The 20664-nt window shown below is 69.7% G+C and carries 14 protein-coding genes; 12 read left to right on the plus strand and 2 right to left on the minus strand.

Annotated elements, in window-relative coordinates; genetic code table 11:
• Positions 1-96 precede the first annotated feature (96 nt).
• The 12 genes from ACWGO0_RS06720 to ACWGO0_RS06775 all read left to right on the plus strand — a co-directional run bounded on the left by ACWGO0_RS06720 (position 97) and on the right by ACWGO0_RS06775 (position 16458).
• Positions 97-2631: a S8 family serine peptidase gene (locus ACWGO0_RS06720; protein WP_453529058.1), complete on the plus strand. Its 2535-nt coding sequence runs from the start codon at positions 97-99 to the stop codon at positions 2629-2631.
• Positions 2631-5522 carry an FG-GAP-like repeat-containing protein gene (locus tag ACWGO0_RS06725; protein ID WP_453529061.1) on the plus strand — a complete coding sequence of 964 codons (2892 nt, stop codon included), beginning with the start codon at positions 2631-2633 and terminating at the stop codon, positions 5520-5522. The genes ACWGO0_RS06720 and ACWGO0_RS06725 overlap by 1 nt, the downstream gene beginning before the upstream one ends.
• 174 nt (positions 5523-5696) lie before the next feature.
• Entirely contained in the window at positions 5697-6620 is a 924-nt protein-coding gene (locus ACWGO0_RS06730; RefSeq protein ID WP_453529063.1) for a TauD/TfdA dioxygenase family protein, read from the plus strand.
• 47 nt (positions 6621-6667) lie between these two features.
• On the plus strand, positions 6668-8017 hold the full coding sequence (locus ACWGO0_RS06735; RefSeq protein WP_453529066.1) for an MFS transporter: 1350 nt from the start codon (positions 6668-6670) through the stop codon (positions 8015-8017).
• Positions 8018-8071: 54 nt separating this feature from the next.
• Complete coding sequence (locus tag ACWGO0_RS06740; RefSeq protein ID WP_453529069.1) at positions 8072-9790, plus strand: aldehyde dehydrogenase family protein; 1719 nt, start codon at positions 8072-8074, stop codon at positions 9788-9790.
• A gap of 54 nt (positions 9791-9844) precedes the next feature.
• The gene (locus ACWGO0_RS06745; protein ID WP_453529072.1) at positions 9845-11329 is read left to right on the plus strand and encodes a long-chain-fatty-acid--CoA ligase; all 1485 of its coding nucleotides are present in this window, start codon (positions 9845-9847) and stop codon (positions 11327-11329) included.
• Between the two features lie 76 nt (positions 11330-11405).
• Positions 11406-12008 carry a TetR/AcrR family transcriptional regulator gene (locus ACWGO0_RS06750; RefSeq protein WP_453529075.1) on the plus strand — a complete coding sequence of 201 codons (603 nt, stop codon included), beginning with the start codon at positions 11406-11408 and terminating at the stop codon, positions 12006-12008.
• 27 nt (positions 12009-12035) lie between these two features.
• Complete coding sequence (locus ACWGO0_RS06755) at positions 12036-13694, plus strand: acyl-CoA dehydrogenase family protein (RefSeq protein ID WP_453529078.1); 1659 nt, start codon at positions 12036-12038, stop codon at positions 13692-13694.
• 40 nt (positions 13695-13734) lie between these two features.
• A complete protein-coding gene (locus tag ACWGO0_RS06760; RefSeq protein WP_453529081.1) occupies positions 13735-13872 on the plus strand; it encodes a hypothetical protein in 138 nt (45 codons plus the stop codon).
• Positions 13873-14058: 186 nt separating this feature from the next.
• On the plus strand, positions 14059-14772 hold the full coding sequence (locus ACWGO0_RS06765) for an RNA polymerase sigma factor (RefSeq protein ID WP_453529084.1): 714 nt from the start codon (positions 14059-14061) through the stop codon (positions 14770-14772).
• 1 nt (position 14773) lies between these two features.
• Positions 14774-15394, plus strand: coding sequence for a hypothetical protein (locus tag ACWGO0_RS06770; protein WP_453529087.1), 621 nt, complete (start codon positions 14774-14776; stop codon positions 15392-15394).
• A gap of 305 nt (positions 15395-15699) precedes the next feature.
• Complete coding sequence (locus ACWGO0_RS06775; RefSeq protein WP_453529090.1) at positions 15700-16458, plus strand: hypothetical protein; 759 nt, start codon at positions 15700-15702, stop codon at positions 16456-16458.
• A gap of 1166 nt (positions 16459-17624) precedes the next feature.
• On the opposite strand, the gene ACWGO0_RS06780 is transcribed toward ACWGO0_RS06775, so the two are convergent.
• Both ACWGO0_RS06780 and ACWGO0_RS06785 read right to left on the minus strand, forming a co-directional pair.
• Positions 17625-18602, minus strand: a complete 978-nt coding sequence (locus tag ACWGO0_RS06780) for an ATP-grasp domain-containing protein (RefSeq protein ID WP_453529093.1) — start codon at positions 18600-18602, stop codon at positions 17625-17627.
• Positions 18603-18695: 93 nt separating this feature from the next.
• Entirely contained in the window at positions 18696-19970 is a 1275-nt protein-coding gene (locus ACWGO0_RS06785; protein ID WP_453529096.1) for an MFS transporter, read from the minus strand.
• Positions 19971-20664: the final 694 nt, after the last annotated feature.

Here is a 20664-nt window from a genome sequence, read left to right on the forward strand (position 1 = left end):
CCGGGAGGCCCGACGGCCGGTAGTGAAATGGATGTGTAACGGCAGCGGTTTACCGTCTGGTGCATTCCCCCTGAACCATGCTCAAGGAGCACCACGATGCACCTGCCTCGATCGCCCTGGCGCAGATCCGCCGTGTGGGCGACCGCCACCCTCACCTCGGCAGCGCTGCTGGCCGGCCTGCCGACCGCTGCCGCCGACTCCGCCCCCGCGAGGTCCTCGAAGATCGACTCGGCACTGCTCGGTGCTGTCGGCCAAGGCCAGGAGGCGTCCTTCTTCGTCGTCCTGAAGAACCAGGCAGATCTCTCACCGGCCCGCGGCAAGCGTTCGCACGCGGCGAAGACCGCTGCCACGTTCTCCGCGCTGCGCACGGAGGCGAAGAACAGCCAGAAGTCCCTGACGGCCTTCCTCGACAAGGAGAAGGTCGGCCACCAGGATTTCTGGATCACCAACGCCGTGAAGGTGACGGGCGACGAGCAGCTCGTCGACCGCCTCGCGAAGCGTTCGGACGTCGCCCGCATCGTCAAGGAGCAGAGGTACGAGCTCGACGAGACGGAGAGCCAGGTCACCGACGCCGCGGTGGCGGCCACCGCGGACGGCACCCCCGAGTGGGGTGTCAAGGACATCAAGGCCGACCAGGTCTGGTCCCAGTACGACAACCGCGGTGAGGGCATAGTCATCGCCAACATCGATTCGGGCGTGCAGTACGACCACCCCGATCTGGTCGCCAACTACCGTGGCAACAACGGCGACGGCTCCTTCACGCACGACTACAACTTCTTCGACGCGACCGGCGAGTGCGGAACGAGCGGTCTGCCCTGCGACAACAACGGCCACGGCACGCACACCATGGGAACGATGGCCGGCAGCGGCGGCGTCGGTGTCGCCCCGAAGGCCACGTGGATCGCGGCGAAGGGCTGCGAGACGTCCTCCTGCTCGGACTCCTCCCTGCTCGCGGCCGGCCAGTGGATCCTCGCCCCGACCGACGGCAACGGGCAGAATCCGCGCCCCGAGCTGGCACCGCACATCGTCAACAACTCCTGGGGCGGTGGCAACACCACCTTCTACCAGAACATCATCGAGGCATGGAACGCCGCCGGTATCTTCGAGGCCTTCGCCGCGGGCAACTCCGGTAACGGAGCGACCTGTTCCACCGCGGAAGCCCCCGGCGCCCAGGCACCCGCCTACGGCGTCGGCGCGTACGACGTGAACGGAAGGATCGCCTCGTTCTCCGGCTTCGGCCCGTCCCGCGTCGACGGCTCCGCGAAGCCGAACATCTCGGCTCCGGGCGTCGACGTCCGTTCCACCTGGCCGGGTTCGACGTACAAGCTCTCCTCCGGTACGTCGATGGCGACGCCGCACCTCGCGGGCGCCGTGGCTCTGCTGTGGTCCTCGGCCCCCTCGCTCATCGGTGACATCGACGGCACGCGCGCGGCGCTCGGCGAGAGCGCGACCGACGTCGACGACACGCACTGCGGCGGCACACCCGGAATGAACAACGTGTGGGGCGAGGGCAAGCTCGACATCTTCACCGCGGTCGACAAGGCCCCGCACACCGCCGGCAAGGTCACCGGCAAGGTCACGGACGAGGCCACGGGCGCCGCACTGAGCGGTGTCACCGTCAAGGCCGAGAACGACGCCACCAGCCGTACCGTCACCACCGGCTCCGACGGCTCGTACCGGCTGTCGCTGCCCGTCGGCACGTACACGTTCTCCTACGCCGGCTACGGCTACGCCGTCCGCTCGGTGACGGGCGTGGAACTCACCGCGGGCCAGGAACTCACGCAGAACCTCGCGCTGGAGCCCGTCGCCACGCACGCGGTGTCCGGTACCGTCCTCGACGTCACCGGCAAGCCGATCGCCAGGACCACGGTCACCGTCGACGGCGCCCCGGTCCCCGAGGTCACAACGGACTCCTCCGGCCGCTTCACCATGCCGAAGGTCGCCGAGGGCGCGTACACGCTGACCGCGTCGCCCGCCGCCCCGATCCTGTGCAACGGCGTCCGCAGCACAGGACTCACGGTCGACGGCGACGAGTCGCTGACGCTCCGGCTCCCGGCGCGCAGCGACGCGGCCGGCAACAGCTGCACCCCGTCGGCGTACTCCTGGGTCAATGGATCCACCAAGGTCGCACTGAGCGGGGACGAGGACGCCGAAGCCATCACGCTGCCCTTCCCGGTGAAGCTGTACGGCGTTTCGTACACCAGCGCCACCGTGAACACGAACGGCCTCATCAACTTCCTCGAGCCGCGCGTGGGCGACTACACCAACACGGCCATGCCGGACCCGGCGAAGCCCAACGGCATCGTCGCGCCTCTCTGGGACGACCTCACCCTCGACAAGAAGTCGAGCGTGCAGACGGCCACCACCGGCAACAACGGCAACAGGCAGTTCGCGGTCGTCTGGAACAACGTGCTCTTCGCCGACGGCTCCTCGAACCGCGCCACGTTCGAGGCGGTCTTCGACGAGGCCACCGGAGCGATCACCTTCCAGTACCTGTCGGTTCCCGGCAACGGCGGCAAGGCCACGGTCGGCATCGAGAACCAGATCGGTACCGACGCACTCCAGTACTCCTTCAACCAGCCGGTCCTGACGAACGGCTCGGCCATCCGCATCGCGCAGGGAGCCAAGTAATGAGAGCCCACACCTCACGGCGGGCCCTGCGGCTCGCCTCCGCCCTGGTCGCGGCGGGACTCGCCCTGACCGCGGCGCCCCACGCACTGGCCGCCGAGGACGACGGTTCGGCGATGAAGCTGACCAGCGAGCAGGCAGCGGAACTGACCGAGCGCGCACAGGTCGACGTCTACGGTGACGCCGCGGAGACCCACAACGCCGAAAGCGCCGAGCCGGACAGCGACACGTCCGGCACCGCCGCAGCCGACACGCCCGTCACCTTCACCGGTAAGTCCACGCTGGAGGGCGTCCGCGGCGTCGGCGCCACCGTGCCGGCCGGCTCCGACGGCAGCTACTTCACCGTGCACAGCCTCGGCAACGTCCAGCTGCACAAGGCCGACGGCACCAGCACGTGGGAGCGCACCAACACGTCGCTGTACGCGGACTGGAGGGTCAAGCCGCTCCGCGTGTGGCAGGCCGAGCCGTACCCGGCGCGCATCGTGATGGGCTACAACGCGGTCAGCCCGTTCACCCCCGCCTCCGACCAGGGATTCGACACCGGTGACCTGACCGGCGACGGCACCCCCGACATCGTCTTCTCGGCGAGCGTCGGCAGCGACGCCTACCGGCCCTTCTCCTCGCCCGGCTCCGCCCTGCCCACCGGCACGTTCGTGACGGTCCTGGACGGCAGCACCGGCAAGACGCTGTGGTCGAAGCTGTACTCGTACGCGACCTCGGTCAAGATCGCGGGCGGCACCCTGCTCGTCGCCGACGTTCCGGACTACAACCTGAACGCCCCGGACACCCAGACGGCCACGCTCAGCGGGATCCGCTTCGCCTACGCCGACGGCGCGCTGACTCCGTCGTCGACGTGGACGTACGACACCGGGGAGACCGCTGCCTCGTGGGGCGCCCTGGAGTCCCTCGGCGGCGGCAAGGCCGCCGCCTCCTGGAACATGGCGCAGACCGACACCACCCCGGCGCAAGGCCGTACGCTCGTCCTGGACACCGCCGACGGTTCCGTCTCCTGGCAGACCGACAGCTCCCTGTACAGCCGGCAGCTGCACCTGGACGCGTCGCGTCAGCGGCTCGTCGCCCTTGAGCAGTCCGCGCCCACCGACGGCGTGCGGTACGAGATCGTCTCGTACGCGCCGAGCGACGGCGAACGCACCGTACTGGACGCGCGCTCCAACGTCCTGCCGACCGCCATGACGATCGGGGACCTGCGCGGCGACAGCAGGACCGAGTACGCCGTCGCCGAGTCCACGCTCGATCCCAACCTGTACGTGAGCGCCGGCACGGTCCGCGTCCTGGACGGTACGGACCCGGCCACCGCTCTGTGGTCGCACACCACCAAGCGCGACTCCGACAACTACGCCGACGCCGCCAGCACCTGGCGGCTGGACGTGGCGGACCGGCGCCTGGTCGCCTCCGCGCAGAACGACAAAGGCATCTACACCGCCGACAACAGCGGAGGCGGCCGGCTGGCCAGGCTGACGGTGTTCGACGGTGCCGGTGCCGTGCGCTGGGAGAAGGCCGGGCCCACCGCGTCGCCGATGTTCCAGCAGGTGTACGGCCAGGGGGACGACACCTACGTCCGTGTCGTCGACCTGGAGCAGAACGTCCGGACGTACAAGCTGGACAACGGACGGCAGCAAGTCCTGACACCGCTCCAGGGTGCTGTGTCGTACGCCAAGGCGCTCGACCTCGACGGCGACAAGAAGCAGGACGTCGTCACCGGGGGCATCTCCAACGGCGTGTGGGCCTACTCCGGTACCTCGCTGCTCGACGGCAAGCCGAAGAAGCTGTGGCAGGCCGCCGTGGGCGGTTCGGTGCACCGCATCGAGACCGGGGACGTGACCGGGGACAGCAAGCCCGAGATCGTCGTCGCGGCGGACAACGCAACCGTCGTTCTCGACGGCCGCAGCGGCAAGACCCTGCGCACGATCGACGGCGGCGGCAAATACGTCCGCTCGGTCACCGTCGCCGACGTCGACGGCCAGGGCAAGGACGAGATCGTCGTCCCGACCGACGCGCTGCGCGTCTACGACGGCGCCGGCAAGAAGCTGTGGACGCACTCCGCGCCCGCGAGCGCCGGTGACGTGGTCTTCTCCGACACGGCGGTGGCCGACAAGCAGGTGTATACGCAGTACACCAGCGTCGGTGCGCTTGGCCTCGACGACGCCGTCGTGAACGGCGTCGCGCTCGACGGCGCCACGGGTGCGGTGCGCTGGACGGCGGACCCGAAGGCCCCGGCCCAGGCCGTGGGCGGGAAACTGACCGGCGCACTCCTCGACCAGGCCGTCTTCGCCTCGCCGAAGATCCCCTACGCGGACGGGCACGCGGTCGTCTACACCTGGATCATGCAGGCGGAGCCCGACTTCGGCTCCGCCACCACCGCTCCCAGCCCGAAGGTCTTCCTGGAGATCCGGGACGGGCGCACGGGTGAGGTGCTGCACAGCGGGGCCACGGGCAGTCCCTGGTCCCACGGCAACTTCTTCATCGACGGCGCGAACGACCCGCTGTACGCCCTGAGTTTCGCTACCTTCCGCGGCTTCGGCGCCCATGGTCTGGACACCAGCAGTTCGGTGTCGGCACCTCTGCGGACCGCTCAGATCATCACCGGTCCTGGCGGGCGCAAGCTGGTGGCGGGCGGCACCGAGGCCGGCGTGGGCGCATGGGACCCGTCCGTCCTGACCAGCGGCTGGTCGTTCCAGTCCGGCGTCGGCAGAGCCACCCTCATGGGCGGCCGCAACTATCTCGCCGCCGACCTCGACGGTGACGGGGCGGAGGAGATGATCTCGCTCAACTTCGACCGCACCGGCTACGACCGGATGGCGCAGGAGCTGGGCTCGCGCGTCCTCGGTCCGGACAACGGCATCCACCAGATGACCACGTACAAGCTCTCCTGACGCAGGAGCCGTCGACGACCCCCCGGGCCCTGCCCGGGGGGTCGTCTGCGTGTCACGCCACCTCCCGTCCGGTGCCTCGAAATTGATGGGCTCAGACCCCTTGCCCCCGCCTGGCTGAATATCGATACTTCCGGTAACGAATTCCAGGACGTCACGTCACCGCGGAGGAACTTCATGGCCACGCCCGTCACCAAGCCCCAGCCGGTCCTCGACAAGCCCCTGCTGCACTACGGGCGCAGGGTCCTGGAACGCACCGCCCCGGGCACCCCTCAGGCCGAGTACCGCACCCTGGAGATCTCGCCGCTCACCCCGCACATCGGCGCCGAGGTCAGCGGCGTCGACCTCACGCGGCCGATCAGCAAGGAACTCGTCACCGAGCTGCGCCAGGCGCTGCTGGAGTGGAAGGTGATCTTCTTCCGCGACCAGCACAGCTTCACCCCGGACCACCACCTCGCGCTCGCCGGCGTGTGGGGCGAGCCCGAGGTGAACCCCTTCTTCCCCCAGGGCGAGACCGTCGGCGTCTCCCGGCTGGCCAAGGACGCCATGGCCGTCGGCAACGAGAACATCTGGCACAGCGACCACTCCTTCATGGCGGCTCCGGCCCTCGGCTCGGTCCTGCGCGCCGTCGAGGTGCCGCCCGCGGGCGGCGACACCATGTGGGCGGACATGGGCGCCGCGTACGACAACCTCTCCGAGGACATGAAGGCGCGCATCGACGGGCTCACGGCGGTGCACGACTGGGTTCCCAGCTGGGGCGCGACCATGACCGAGGAGCAGATCGCTCGCTTCCGGCAGACGCTTCCGCCGGTGGAGCATCCGGTCGTCGTCCGCCACCCCGTCTCCGGCCGCAAGGTCCTCTACGTCAACGAGCCCTTCACCACGCGGATCGTCGGCCTCTCGGACGAGGAGAACCGAGAACTGCTCGACGAGCTCGTGCTCCAGGCCCGCGTACCCGAGTACCAGGTGCGCTTCCGCTGGCAGCCGGACTCCATCGCGATCTGGGACAACATCGCGGTCCAGCACTACGCGATCAACGACTACTACCCGCAGCGCCGTGTCATGGAGCGCATCGCCATCGCGGGCGAGCCGATTTCCTGACCGACAGGTTCCACCCGCCCCCGACGTCCCTCTTTCCGGAGGTCCCCGTGACTGCCGCTGACGCTTCGCCCAGACCACCGCTCGCCAAGGCAGTACAGGCAGTTCACGACCCCGGCGCCCGCGCCTGGATCGTCACCGGACTGCTCGTGGTCTTCATGATGATCAACTTTGCCGACAAAGCGGTGTTCGGTCTCGCGGCCGACGAGATCCGGGCCGACCTGAACCTCTCCGCGACCGAGTTCGGGCTGGCGAACAGTGCTTTCTTCCTGCTGTTCTCGGTGGCCGGTGCCACGGTGGGCATCCTGGCCGACCGCGTGTCCCTGAAGTGGCTCCTGCTGGTGATGGCGCTCCTGTGGTCGGTGGCCCAGGTGCCCGCCGCCCTCGGCGGTGGCCTGGCCGTGCTGGTCGCCACCCGGGTGGTGCTCGGAGCCGCCGAGGGACCCGCGTTCCCCGTCGCCCAGCAGGCCGCGCTGTCGTGGTTCCCCAACCACCGGCGCAATCTGCCGGGGGCACTGGTCACCCTCGGCATCACCCTCGGCGTGATCACGGCGGCGCCCGGGCTGACCTGGGTCATCGCCCACCACGGCTGGCGGTCCGCCCTCTGGGTGCTCGCCGCCATCGGCCTGGTGTGGGCGGTGGCGTGGTTCGTGTTCGGCGCCGACGGCCGGTACCGCGACGAGGACGCGACTTCGCAGGCCGTCGGCCCCGGGACCCAGGCCGCCGACGCCGGAACCCTGCCCGCCGCGTCCGGTAAGGCATCCGCCTGGCCCGCCTACCGGCGCATCTTCGGCAGCCGCACCTGGATCGGCACCACCGTCGCGTACTTCACCAGCTACTGGGGTGTGGCGCTGATGCTGGTCTGGCTGCCGTCCTACCTGAAGAACGGCCTCGGCCATTCATCCGCCACCGCCGGACAACTCGTGGCCGCGCCGTGGGCGCTCGGGGCCGTCGTACTCCTCGGTCAGGCGGCGCTCACCGGGTGGCTCATGCGCCGCGGGGTGGGCAGCCGCTGGGCCCGCGGCAGGGTCGGCGCCGGACTGCTGTTCCTCGGCGCCATCTGCTTCCTCGCACTTCCCCTGGCCGACGGCGCCGGGGCGAAAACGGCCCTGCTCGTCGCCGGTTTCGGGCTCGGCGGGTCCTTCGCGACCATCGCGATCACCACCGTCGCCGAACTCGCACCGACCGCACGACGCGGCGGCGCACTCGGCACGATGAACGCCGTGGTGACCACCGCGGGCCTCATCGCCCCGACCGTGGTCGGCCGCATGGTCGACAGCCAGGGCGTCGCGGGCTACCAGAACGCCGCCACGGTGTCGGCGGTCCTGCTCCTGCTGGGCGCCGCCGCCGCCTTCACTCTGATCGACCCCGCGCGCGACGCCGCCCGTTCCGGCGCCTGACCCATCACATCCGCACAGGCGGATCCCCGCCGACCGCCGCCCAAGGAGCCGACCATGACCCCGCTCGTCCTCGACATCGAGGCACTCGACCACGCCGTCGACGAACTGCGCGCAGGAGCCCCCACGTGGACCGCCACGCCCCTCACCGAGCGCATCGCACTGCTTGAGCGGCTGCTGCCCCGTATCGCCGAAGGAGCCGAGGACATGGTCGCCGCCTGCGCCCGTGCCAAGGGATACGGCCCCGACTCCCCCTGGGCGGCGGAGGACTGGACCGGCGCACCGTGGGCGCTGGCCCAGACCACGAGCGCCTACCTGGAGGTATTGCGCCGGATCGCGGCCGGCAAGGAGCCGGTCCGGGCACGCGCCGTGCACGAGCGGGACGGGCGGGCCGTCGTCGACGTCTTCCCCGCCACGGGCTGGGACAGCGTGCTGCTCAACGGGTTTACGGCCCAGGTGTGGACGCGGCCCGGCACGACCGCGAAGCGGGTACGGGAGCGGGCAGCCGACGCGTATCGCGGCAGGCCGGCCGGATCCGGCGGTGTCGCCCTGGTCCTGGGAGCCGGCAACGTGGCCGCCATCACCGCGCTCGACATTCTGCACAAGCTGTACGTCGAGGACCAGGTCGTCATCGCGAAGATGAACCCGGTCAACGCCTATCTCCGTACCCCCTTCGAGCGCGTATTCGGCGAGTTCATCCAGCGGGGCTGGGTGCGGTTCGTCGACGGCGGCAGCGCCGAGGGCGCCCATCTCGCCACGCACGAGGGGGTGGACACCATCCATGTCACCGGCAGTGAGCGCACCCATGACGCCATCGTGTGGGGCACGGACGACCTTGCCGGGGAGCGCCGCCGCGCGGACACTCCGCTGAACACCAAACCGTTCAGCACCGAACTGGGCGGCGTCAGCCCGTGTGTCGTCGTGCCCGGCCCCTGGAGCGAGGCGGACTTCCGCTTCCAGGCCGAGCACATCGTCACCAGCAAGATGAATAACTCCGGTCACAACTGTGTCGCCAGCCAGATTCTCGTGCTGCCGCGCGACTGGGACGGTACGGAGCGGCTGCTGACCGAGATCCGCCGGGTCCTGCGCGAACTGCCCGCCCGCACCGACTACTACCCGGGCGCCGACGGGCGTCTGGCCGCCGTGCGGACAGCGCACCCGGAGGCCGAGACCTACGGGGACGGCGACTGCCGGATCCTGGTCCCCGAGATCGCCGCCGACGACGACATGATGCTGACGCACGAGGTCTTCGGAAGTGCGCTGGGCGTCGTACGGCTCCCCGCCGCAACCCCGGACGCCTTCCTGGCCGAGGCTGTGGCCTTCGCCAACGACCGCCTTCCCGGCACCCTCGGCGCGACGCTGCTCGTGCACCCGAGGACCGAGAAGACCCACCGTGCCGCGGTGGACGCGGCCGTCGCCGGGCTGCGCTACGGAACCGTGGGCGTCAACTGCTGGTCGGCCATCGGCTTCCTGCTCGGCTACACCCCTTGGGGCGCCTATCCCGGCCACACCCGCCAGGACATCGGCAGCGGCGTCGGCTTCGTCCACAACGCGTTCATGCTCGCCGAGGAGCAGATCGAGAAGACCGTCCTGCGCGCACCCTTCGCTCCCGCCCCGCGCGGCCTGTTCAGCGGCTCGCCGTCCCTGTCGCCGCGACCGCCCTACTTCGTCACCAACCGCACCGGCGCGACCACCCTGGAGCGGCTCACCCGCTTCACCGCGGCCCCTCGTCTCGCGAAACTCCCGGCGATCTTCTCCTCGGCACTGCGCGGCTGATCCGTACCCGTCACCCCGCTCCCGCCCTCCGCTCCCCCTCGTAAGGACACCCTCGTGAACATCGCCGACTTCCTCAGTCGCAGCGCGGCAACGCACGCCGCACGTACCGCAGTCGAGCTGGGCGACGAGGCGCTGACCTTCGCCGAACTCGACGTACTCGCCGGCCGGACGGCGGCGCTCCTCACCGCCCGCGGCGTCGAGCCCGGTGACCGGGTCGGCATCATGCTCCCCAATCTGCTCGACTTCCCGGTCCTCTATTACGGCGCGCTGCGCGCCGGCGCCGTCGTCGTCCCGATGAACCCGCTGCTGAAGTCACGCGAGATCGCCCACTACCTCAGGGACTCGGACGCGGTCCTGCTCTTCGCCCACGAGTCCGTCGTCGAAGAGGTGGTCGCGGGCAAGGACACCGCGAGTGCGCGCGTCGCGATCGTGCCCATCGCGCCCGGTTCGCTCACCGAACTGCTCGCCGGCCACCCCGAGCCCGTCACCACGTCCGTGGGCGAGGGCGAGGACACCGCGGTCATCCTCTACACCTCCGGCACCACCGGCCTGCCCAAGGGCGCGGAGCTCACCCACACCAACCTCGTCAGCAACTCCGAGATCGCCGGCCGCTCCCTGTTCGGCCTCACCGCACAGGACGTCGTGCTGGGCTGCCTGCCGCTGTTCCACGCCTTCGGCCAGGCCGTCGCCATGAACACCGCGATCAGCGTCGGGGCCCGCTTCACCCTCCTCCCCCGGTTCGAGCCCGTGCTCGCACTGCGGACCGTCGAGGACCGCGGCGTCACGATGTTCGCCGGCGTGCCGACGATGTACGCGGCCCTGCTCGGCGCCCGCGCCCAGCAGCCCGACGCGTACGACACCTCCACCCTGCGGCTGTGCGTGTCGGGCGGCGCCTCACTGCCCGTAGAGGTCCTGCACGGCTTCGAGAAGGCCTTCGGCTGCCCGGTCCTGGAGGGATTCGGCATGTCCGAGACCTCACCCATCGCCTCGTTCAACCACCCGGACCGCCCGCGCAAGGCCGGGTCGATCGGCACTCCCATCGAGGGCGTCGACATGCGGCTGACCGACCTGGCCGACGGGGTCGGGGAACTGTGTGTACGCGGGCACAACGTCATGAAGGGCTACTGGGGCCGCCCGGAAGCGACCGCCGAGACCGTCAGGGACGGCTGGCTGCACACCGGCGACCTGGCCCGCGTCGACGAGGAGGGCTACTACTTCATCGTCGACCGGAAGAAGGACCTCATCATCCGCGGCGGCTACAACGTCTACCCCCGCGAGATCGAGGAGGTCCTCTACGAACACCCGGCCGTCGCCGAGGCCGCCGTGATCGGGCTGCCCGACGACGTACTCGGCGAGGAGGTCGCCGCCGCGGTCGCGCTGCACCCCGGTGCGGACACCACCGCGGAGGAACTGCGGGAGTTCGTACGCGGCCAGGTCGCCGCGTACAAGTACCCCCGCGTGCTCTGGCTGCTCGACACCCTCCCGAAGGGCGCCACCGGCAAGATCCTCAAGCGCGACATCGCGGCCGGCCGCCCCTGAACCCGGCGCTCACAGTCATCAGGCCGACCGGCGGGCTGCCATGGCCTTATGTTCTGAATGATGGTTCACTTCTTCCATGGCGTACCGAAAGACCCCGGCCGAACTCCGTCGCCTCGCAGCGGCGCGCGAGCATCTCGTCGACTGTGCGACCGCCGTGGTCGCCGAAGTGGGCTGGTCGCAGGCGTCGGTGAACGCTGTCGCCGACTCGGCCGGGATGGCGGCGGGCTCCGTCTACCAGCACTTCCCGTCCAAGTCGGCACTCGCCGTCGAGGTGTTCAGGCGGGCCGCGGGACGGGAGGTCGACGTACTCGCAGAGGTGCTGCACAGCCCCGACGGCTCGCCGGTCGAGCACCTCACCCGCGGCATCGAGGTCTTCGCCCGCCGCGCACTGGAGAACCGTGGCCTCGCCCACGCCCTGCTCGCCGCTCCGGCGGAACCCGCCGTCGGAGCCGAGCGCCTCGACTTCCGGCGCCGCTACCGGACACTCTTCGCCGAAGTGGTCCGCGAAGGCATGGCGGCGGGCCTGCTGCCCGCGCAGAACTGTGAGATCACCGCTGCCGCGCTCACCGGCGCGGTCGGCGAGGTCCTGGTGGACCCGCTCGGCCCCCATGACGACGGTGACACCGACGAACTCGTCGCCGAGCTCACCGCGATGGCGCTGCGGTGCGCAGGCGGCTGACCACACCCGCCCACCAGGAGGACACCCATGCACACGACCACCACACCCCTCAGCCACCCCACCGCCGTCACCCACGAGGTGACCAACCAGACTCCGCCGCTGACCGGCCACGACATCGCCGACGACCCGGTAGTCCTCGAAGGCGTACGCCGCGAGGGCGCCGAATGGTGCCTCGACGACCTGCACCGCATAGGCAGGCGCGCGGGCAGCGAGGAGGTGCAGCGCTGGGCCGATGAGGCCAACCGGTACGAGCCGGTGCTGCGCACGCACGACCGGTACGGCAACCGCGTCGACGAGGTCGACTTCCACCCCTCGTACCACGCCCTCATGGACGTGGCGGTCGGCGAGGGGCTCGCCGGCAGCGCCTGGGCCGACGAGCGGCCGGGCGCCCACGTGGCCCGCGCCGCCTCTTTCATGGTCTGGAGCAGTACCGAGGCCGGGCACGGCTGTCCCGTCTCGATGACGTACGCGGTGGTTCCCGCCCTGCGCAACTCCCCCGAGCTCGCGAAGACGTATGAGCCCCTGCTCGCGAGCCGTGTCTACGATCCCGGTCTGCGCACCCCCGCCGACAAGGGCGGACTCCTCGCCGGGATGGGCATGACGGAGAAGCAGGGCGGCACCGACGTCCGTGCCAACACGACCTCCGCCACCGAGCACCCCGACGGCACCTGGCGGCTGCGCGGGCACAAGTGGTTCACCAGCGCGCCGATGAACGACCTGTTCCTCGTACTTGCCCAGGCCCCCGGCGGCCTGTCCTGCTTCCTGGTCCCCCGCGTCCTGCCGGACGGCAGCCGCAACACGTTCCGCATCCAGCGCCTCAAGGACAAGCTCGGCAACCGCTCCAACGCCAGCAGCGAGCCCGAGTTCGACAACACCGTGGCCTGGCTGGTGGGAACCGAGGGCAAGGGCGTGCGCACGATCATCGACATGGTGACCATGACGCGCCTGGACTGCGTCCTCGGCTCGGCGGCGGGAATGCGTGCCGCCCTGGCACAGGCCGCCCACCATGTACGCCACCGGTCGGTCTTCGGCGCCAAGCTCGTCGACCAGCCGCTCATGCGCAACGTGATCGGGGACCTGGCCGTGGAGTCGGAGGCCGCCACCACGCTCGGGCTGCGCCTGGCCGGGGCCGCGGACCGGGCCCAGCGCGGCGACTCCGGCGAGCGGGCCTTCCTTCGTCTGGCCACGGCCGTCGGCAAGTACTGGGTGTGCAAGCGGCAGCCCGCCGTGGTCGCCGAAGCCCTGGAGTGTCTCGGCGGCAACGGTTATGACGAGGCATCGGGCATGCCCCGGCTGTACCGGGACGCTCCGCTGAACGGGATCTGGGAGGGTTCGGGCAACGTCAACGCGCTCGACCTGCTCCGCGCCCTGGCGCGGGAGCCCGAGGCACTGGAAGCCTTCCACGCGGAGATCGGCAAGGCGGAAGGAGCCGACCGCCGGCTCGACACCGCCTGGCGGGAACTCCGGGGTGAACTCGTCCTCACCGAGGACGCTCAGCTCCGCGCCCGCCGCATCATCGAACGCGCGGCACTCGTCCTGCAGGGCTCGCTCCTGGTACGGCACGCCCCGGCCGCCGTCGCCGACGCGTTCTGCGCGTCACGCCTGGCCGGGGACGGGGGTCTGGCCTTCGGCACACTGCCGTCCGGGGCAGACTTCGCGGGACTGCTGCGCCGGCTTCCGGCCTGAGGCCGGTCCGCAGGACGTTACGCGCGGGCGGACCTCGGCCATGGACGGGACGAACCGCCAGATGCGGGAGGACCGTCAGGCCGAGTACGACGATGCCGTTACGGGCCTCCACGGACGCGATCTGCCACTTGCCGGCGGCCGCCCGTCGCTCGCACGCTCGACCGCCGAGCACTCCTGACGAAGAGTCGGCAAACTCAGCATCGAGTCGGCATCAGCCCCGCCGAACACCGCCTGCCCCAGCCACCGACCGCCACGCGTCACGAACCCCTGCAGACCCCTTGACCCGGTAATACCCTGCTCCAGGGCCCAGCTGGAAACCTAGCCGGGAGGAACCGTTGAGAATACTCATCAACGTGCCCTAGTCTTGGGCGCCAAACTCATCCGTGGGATGGGCGGTTTCTTCAAGACCTGCCCCTGCACCAGGCAGAACCGCTGCCCCCATCCCCATGGGATCCGCTTCCGCGATGCCGCCGGTCAGCAGCGGGAGGAGGGTGGGTACGCAACGCAGCAGGATGCCCTGGACCGACTGACCAAGCTCTACAACGAAAAACATGCCACCGTTCCGCAGCAGGCCGTGCTCAAGCGGGAAACGGGCAAGCAGCGCTTCGGCGAGTACTCATCGTCATGGCTCGCGCGTCAGCGGCATTACGCGCCGGGGCAAGTCATCATCCCGACGCTGGACGAACTCCATGCGCTCAAGGCAGTCGCAAGTGACGGGCTGCGACTCGTGATCGACCTCATGTCGGGGTGCGGCTTGCGCAATGGCGAAGCCTACGATGTCTACCGCATAACCGAGCAGAAGCGGGACACGGCGCTTCGCGAGCGGCTGGCAAACCGCTGGTCGCGCTGGCCGCCGAAGCATCCACAGGAAGACCGAATGTTGGCTCTGGCGGTGGCCGATGCCTTGGAGAAGCTGCCGCCCGGCCAACGTCAGGTACTGACCCTGCGCTTCTACGCCGACCTGACCGTCCGCGACATCGCCGGCCTGCTCGATATCCCTGAGGGCACGGTCAAGAGCCGGCTGCACACCGCCATGGGCGCCATGCGCGCCCGGCTGAGCACCCAGGAGGTGATCTGAGATGACGCAGCCGACCGACAACGACGAAGCACGACTCCGACGCGCCTTTCAGATGATGGGCGAGGAAGCGGGACAGGCCGACACCCCCCAACAACTGCACGCTGCCAACCGGCACAGGCGCGCCCTGGTCGGAGGGCTGGTCACCGTTGCCGTGGTGGCAACCGTTTTGGTGGCGACCCTCTCCACCGACCGTCCCAACGGTTCTGGCGAAGGGTCACAGTCGCTGAGCGTCGCCGAGTCGATCGCCTGCGCCGAGACCATTGTCGAAGGAGACGTTCTCGCGATCCGCGACACGCGCCCTCCCGAGCCCAAACCCGACGACTGGCTCCCGCACATCACGGTGACCTTGGCCATCAAGGACTGGATCAAGCCGGAGGAGGGACCCCAGCGGCTGGACGTAGACATCGCCGCGCCGGAGGAAGGATATTCTCCGATCGCGATGGGGGAACGCTTGCTGATCAAGGTCTGGAACCATCCAGGGATCTCCAACCGGTACTACCGCACCGGCGAACTGGAGCTGACCCGCGAGAGAATCGCCCAGTGGCTGCCCACCGGCATGAAGACCAGCTGCCCCGACTTCTGGACGCACCCCAAGGACAGAAGCGTCCCCGGAGACAGCTGAGCACGCGTCCGAGCGTCGGCGCCCTGTCAACCGCACAGCGAGATCATCCTCTCTTGCGTGAGCCGTGCGTGAGCGGACTGAATGGCACCGGCCGTCATGGAGCAGACCGCGCATCACCCCGCACCTGCCCTGACCAGGCGGTCCCGGACACTGAAGAACTGTCAGGAACCACCCAACACGCCCGCACCGGGACTTTTAATCCGTTGCTCTATAGATCACGGTGAGCGTTGGTTCGAGTACGGCGACTCGGTTGGGTAAATTGCGGCCGTGGCGGGCTGAAAACAGGGTCTCCGGAGTCTGCTTGGATGTCGGAGATGACGAAGAGTTCGCCGGTTCCCCATACAGACGACGCCGATTCCGACCGCCTGACTACCCTGCTGGACCGAGCCGCCACTGGTCGGGACGGTCAGGCATGGAGCGACCTGTGGACAGAGCTATACCACAACGGTTCCCTCGAAGTCTCTCATCCGCTGGTTCTGCCCGCCCTTAAGGACATGGCCGAGGGTGACCACGCCGACACGGCGGCTGCGGCCCTCCACCTGGCCGGCGCCCTCCTTGTTCAGGCCGACCAGCGATACGAGACCCGGAAACTACGGCATCAGCACGCGCCCGAAGTCGGCCGCCTGCTGGCCGCTTCGAACCGGTGGCGGCAGGCCACCGCCGACCGTAACGACTATTGCCATCTGCTCGAGGCGGTCCTGAATCTGGAGGGCGAAATCCACTGGGCAGAGGACCTGATCTGGGGCATCGTCAGCGAGGAGTACGAGCTCGAGTGCCCTGATCCAGACGGCTGCGCGACGGTATGGGTGATCATTGGTGAGCGGGGCTTCTTCAGCACGTCGGAGGACTACGCCCTCTCCGACGATGCCGCCGAAACCCTCCCTCTCCATCCGGCCGCCCCCTCCGCCCTCGACGGCCTCGGCCACCGCCTCTACGAGCTGGCCCTGTCGGACGGCCACGAGGATGTGGCGAACGCCCTCACCCATGCCTTCGGAGAGGCAAGCTGCCCACAGTGCGAGAGGCGCTTCTCCGTCGTCGGACAGGTCGTTGCTCGCTCGAGCTGACAAGCCGTTGGCTTTCTCGCGCACGCGGTCGTTCACGATCGAACAGGCAGCAGGCGGCGCACTTCACCGATTGCGGGTGTGGTCGTGGAGGAGTCGACGTGGAGGAAGACCGCGCCCAGATCGTCCAGTCCACCGGTATCCCCGCCGCTCCGCCAGAGTGCCAACTGAATTGCTAACCGACCCAGTTCACCAACGCGGTGGAGTTGAAGCGGAACTCCACCACGTCGCCGACCGGGGCTGATCCGCTCTCAGGTCGTGACATGAAGTAGCTCTCGCGCGTGGGCGTAGCGTACCGCTAGCGGGTCGGTGGCTGCTAAGAGGTTCGCCCAGTCGGCTGCCGCATGAGAGAGATGGTGACGCTGCCAGGATCAGATCGCCTTCTTGCCGGTCCTGCCCGTTCGGTGGTTGGTTCGGCGGCGCTTGACCTCTATGACCAGCACGGCATGAGGGAGCGTGACTCGCACGTCCCCATACACGGACCTGCTCGAATCGGCCGGCCAAGGCGCGCGAATCATCCTGTTCGGTGGGACGAAGGGGCTGGCGGCCGGGCGGTGGAGTTCCACGGCCCGGGAAACGCGGTGGGCGAGTTAGACGGGGGCGGCGGTCGGACGGACGTGGCCGGGATCGACCAGCCCGACTGAGGCGGCAAAATCATGGTCAGCGAGAGCATCGGCGCAGACGGCTCGGTCGAGAGCACGTCCACGGCCCTCACCGCCGACGGCATGGCCGCAGGCGACTACTCAAGACACGCGGCGTCGTCATCCCACCCGCGACGACCCCACCCGACGCCCTCTCCGTCCTCCAGGCCCGGGTTCACACCCAAACCAGCACACCCAACAGCAAGATCAAGACGACGCGTTAATGATCTGCAAGCTCTTAGGTGAAGTGCCTCGCCAGACACAGACCTCCCTAGTCCTGCACGGCGACGACGGCATTGACGTGCAGGTCTCGACTGACGCAGTCATGCCCATCTTCCACCTGACGTACCAGCCCGATGGCTTCCCCGCCTCGGCCAAAAGCCGGAGAAGCGCCATCAAACAGTCCTTCGCCAGGGCGATGAAGCACCAACCTGTCGAGTGGACGCTCGCCTCCCCTGCACACTGACAGCAGGTCGCGCTGAGGTCGTCCGGGGCGAACCGCCATGGGTGCGCCCCGGACGGGGCGCGTCAGGAGCCCGCGGTGATCCGGTCCCGTACATACGTGACGAGCGCTGCCGCCACCCGGGAGCGGTCCGGCTCCGGCAGGTCCTCGTAGGCCGCTGAGACCGTCATCCACTCGTTGAACACCGGTCCCTCGCGGGTGAGGAGCCAGTCCACGCACAGGTAGTCCGCGTCCACCCCCGCGGCCAGCCGTTTGCTGAGCGTGCGCACCTCGTCGTCGCCGTCGAAGGACACGCCGGAGCCGCCCTCACTCACGTTGGCGAGGTAGGAGCCCTCCTTCGGGCGGCGCAGCATCACGGCGACCGCCTGCCCCCGGTGTACGTACACCCGCACGTCGCCGTCGTTCTCCTGGAACGGCTGCACCACCGCGCCCAGCGCCGCCGGGGTGAGAAGGTCGACCGCGGCGGTCAGTTGCTCTGGGCCCTCGGCCTTCAGCACCCCGAAGCCCATGGCCATGGCCCGGGGTTTGACCACGTAGGGACCGGTGCCCAGCTCCCGGCTGACCACCGGCAGCACCCGGCGGGCGTACCGCCCGAAGGGCACCGCGACCGTCGGCGGGACCGGAATCCCGAGCGCCGCCGCCTCGTGGCACATCGCGAGTTTGTCCGATCCCAGCGACTCGGCGTCACGGATGCCGTCGTTGAGGAGCACCCGGCCGGCCGCTTTGATGGTCCGCGTGATCGCCTGGATGTGACGGCCGATGCCGGCGTCCCACGTCCAGTCCGACAGCAGGAAGGCATGACCGCCGCCGAGCAGGTCCTCCTCGTCCAGGTACAGGCGCGGCGTCCCGCCGGACCAAGCCGGCACGAGATCCCCGGAGTGCACCACCCGCACGGGCAGACCGTTGCGCTCGAAGAGGTTCACGCGGTCGGAGCCCTCCTTCTGCAGCAGGAGGTGGCGTCGGGGGTCGTAGTTGTCAGGGTTGGTGATCCACACGATCGCAGGGGCGCCGGTCGCGTCGGTCGGGGGGAGTGCGTCGGTCACGGTAGGGCTTCCGTTCGTCGGGCGGACGGGGGCGGGGCCGAGCGACGCGGCTCGGACCCGGTGGTGCGGTGGGGCGGGCAAGGCCGGTCCCGGTCAGGTGACTGCCAGGGGTTCGCCGGAGGGCGGGCCGGCCGGCAGGGTTCGCATCCGGCGCAACGGGGAGAGGAATAGCCAGAGGAAGGCGAGCGAGGTGCCGACCGCCCCCGTGAGCACTGCACCCCGGGCACCGAACAGTTCGGCCAGCACACCACCGCAGAGGCTGCCGATGGGGCGTGCCCCCCAGGCGAAGAACCGCACGGTGGCGTTGACCCGGCCCAGGAGGTCGGGCGGCACGGTCCGCTGGCGGAAACTGACCTGGGACACGTTGTAGACGACGAGCGCCGCGCCCAGCCCGAACAGCGAGACGCTGACCAAAGCAAGCCGCCACCCTGGCTGGACGAGCGCGGCGAGCAGGGTGAGCGGGGCGCCGCACGCGACGCTGTACTTCACCGCCGTCGCGTCCCCCAGCCTCTCGATGAGGCGGCGCACCACGAACGTGGCGAGGACGCCTCCGAGGCTCCCCGCCGTCAGCAGCAGACCCACCGTGGTCGCGGGCACCGCGAGATCGCGGGCGAGCAGGACCAGGAGCATCGCGTAGGACATGCTCCAGAACAGGGTCATCGTCGTGGAGCACAGCACGATGGGCCGCAGCAGCGCGTCCCGCGTCACCACTCGCACGCCCTCGGCGACACCCCGGAGCAGCCTGGGGCGGTCCTTGCGGGGCGGAAGCGGTTCCGGCCGACGGATCAGGGCGACGCACAGGGCGGACCACACGTAGCCCACTGCCGTCGCGACGATCGCAAGGGGCGCGGTCACCAGTTGGATGAGCAGACCGCCGGCACTGGGGCCGACCACGCCCGCCACCTCCTCGACGCCGATCAGCCGGGCGTTGGCGGCGACGAGGCGGTCACCGCCGACCACATGCGGCAGGTAGCTCTGCTCGGCGACGTCGAAGAAGACTGTGAGGATGCCGGTGACGAGGGAGACCGCGCACAGGTGGAGCACGTCAAGGGTTCCCAGGCTCCACGCCACCGGAATGCTGCCCAGGGCCACGGCGCGGCCGAGGTCGGAAGCGATCATCACCGTCCGCTTGCGCATACGATCCACCCACACCCCCGCGGGCAGCCCGATGACGAGGAACGCCGCCGTCTGGCAGGCCGCGACGGCGCTGACCTCAAAGGCGGAAGCGTGCAGGGTAGTGGTCGCAAGGAGTGGCATCGCCAATCCCAGCAGACGGAAACCGAGCTGGCTCAGCGCCTGGGCGGCCAGCAGCAGGCGCAGGGCGCCCACCTCGCCTCCGCCGGCGGTGGAACGGGGTGGTCCGACCATCACCAGTGCCTTTCAGGGGGCGCGGCCCCGTGACGGCACGGGACCGTGGTGCGGCGCACACCCACGACGGGGCCCTGTGGGCGGCGGTCTCCGAGGTGCGGGACGACGCCGCCCGGGTCCTGCCGGGAGCGCGACGATGCTAGAGGCGGCACGGGAGCGCCGCAAGCGGGCGAGAGGGGACGGAGAGCGGGTGAAGAGACACGAAAAGTCTGGAGGTGTACGGGAGTTGGGGAAACATCAGGAATCTCCCGGCAAAGCGGCAGGTCACCTCTCCCATCGGTTTGCTGCTGATATCCGCCGACGCGCGACGACAGCGGCGTGACGTCCCTTTCCTGGCATACGGGCGCTTGCGTCGCCGCACGGCACTGCCCTACGTTGTCCTCGCCACCGCGCCGCAGGTGACGACACGACCACGTTCGCTGCGGTTCGTCCCGCCCCGCGCCCCTGATCCCGGCCCTCCCGCCGTGTGCCGGTGCGGTACCCCTTCCTCTGCGCCCCGCGGGGCGCTACGCCCGCTCCGCCCACGTTCTGCGCTCTGCCCCATGACGGCTCCGCCCGCCCAGGTACGCCTCGTACGGCGACCCCATCCCGTCGGGGCATGCGGTACCTGCGCGGACCTGCGGCACGCCGTCACGGGAAGAGCCTCACGGCACGGCGCCATCGCCCAACAGAAACGGCTCAACCGGCACAGACC

Source organism: Streptomyces sp. NPDC055749 (assembly GCF_053617235.1).

Coding starts and splice junctions, on each gene's coding strand:
- ACWGO0_RS06720 (WP_453529058.1), top strand. CDS start 97: ATGCACCTGCCTCGATCGCCCTGGCGCAGATCCGCCGTGTGGGCGACC.
- ACWGO0_RS06725 (WP_453529061.1), top strand. CDS start 2,631: ATGAGAGCCCACACCTCACGGCGGGCCCTGCGGCTCGCCTCCGCCCTG.
- ACWGO0_RS06730 (WP_453529063.1), top strand. CDS start 5,697: ATGGCCACGCCCGTCACCAAGCCCCAGCCGGTCCTCGACAAGCCCCTG.
- ACWGO0_RS06740 (WP_453529069.1), top strand. CDS start 8,072: ATGACCCCGCTCGTCCTCGACATCGAGGCACTCGACCACGCCGTCGAC.
- ACWGO0_RS06750 (WP_453529075.1), top strand. CDS start 11,406: ATGGCGTACCGAAAGACCCCGGCCGAACTCCGTCGCCTCGCAGCGGCG.
- ACWGO0_RS06755 (WP_453529078.1), top strand. CDS start 12,036: ATGCACACGACCACCACACCCCTCAGCCACCCCACCGCCGTCACCCAC.
- ACWGO0_RS06760 (WP_453529081.1), top strand. CDS start 13,735: ATGGACGGGACGAACCGCCAGATGCGGGAGGACCGTCAGGCCGAGTAC.
- ACWGO0_RS06770 (WP_453529087.1), top strand. CDS start 14,774: ATGACGCAGCCGACCGACAACGACGAAGCACGACTCCGACGCGCCTTT.
- ACWGO0_RS06775 (WP_453529090.1), top strand. CDS start 15,700: ATGTCGGAGATGACGAAGAGTTCGCCGGTTCCCCATACAGACGACGCC.
- ACWGO0_RS06785 (WP_453529096.1), bottom strand. CDS start 19,970: ATGGTCGGACCACCCCGTTCCACCGCCGGCGGAGGCGAGGTGGGCGCC.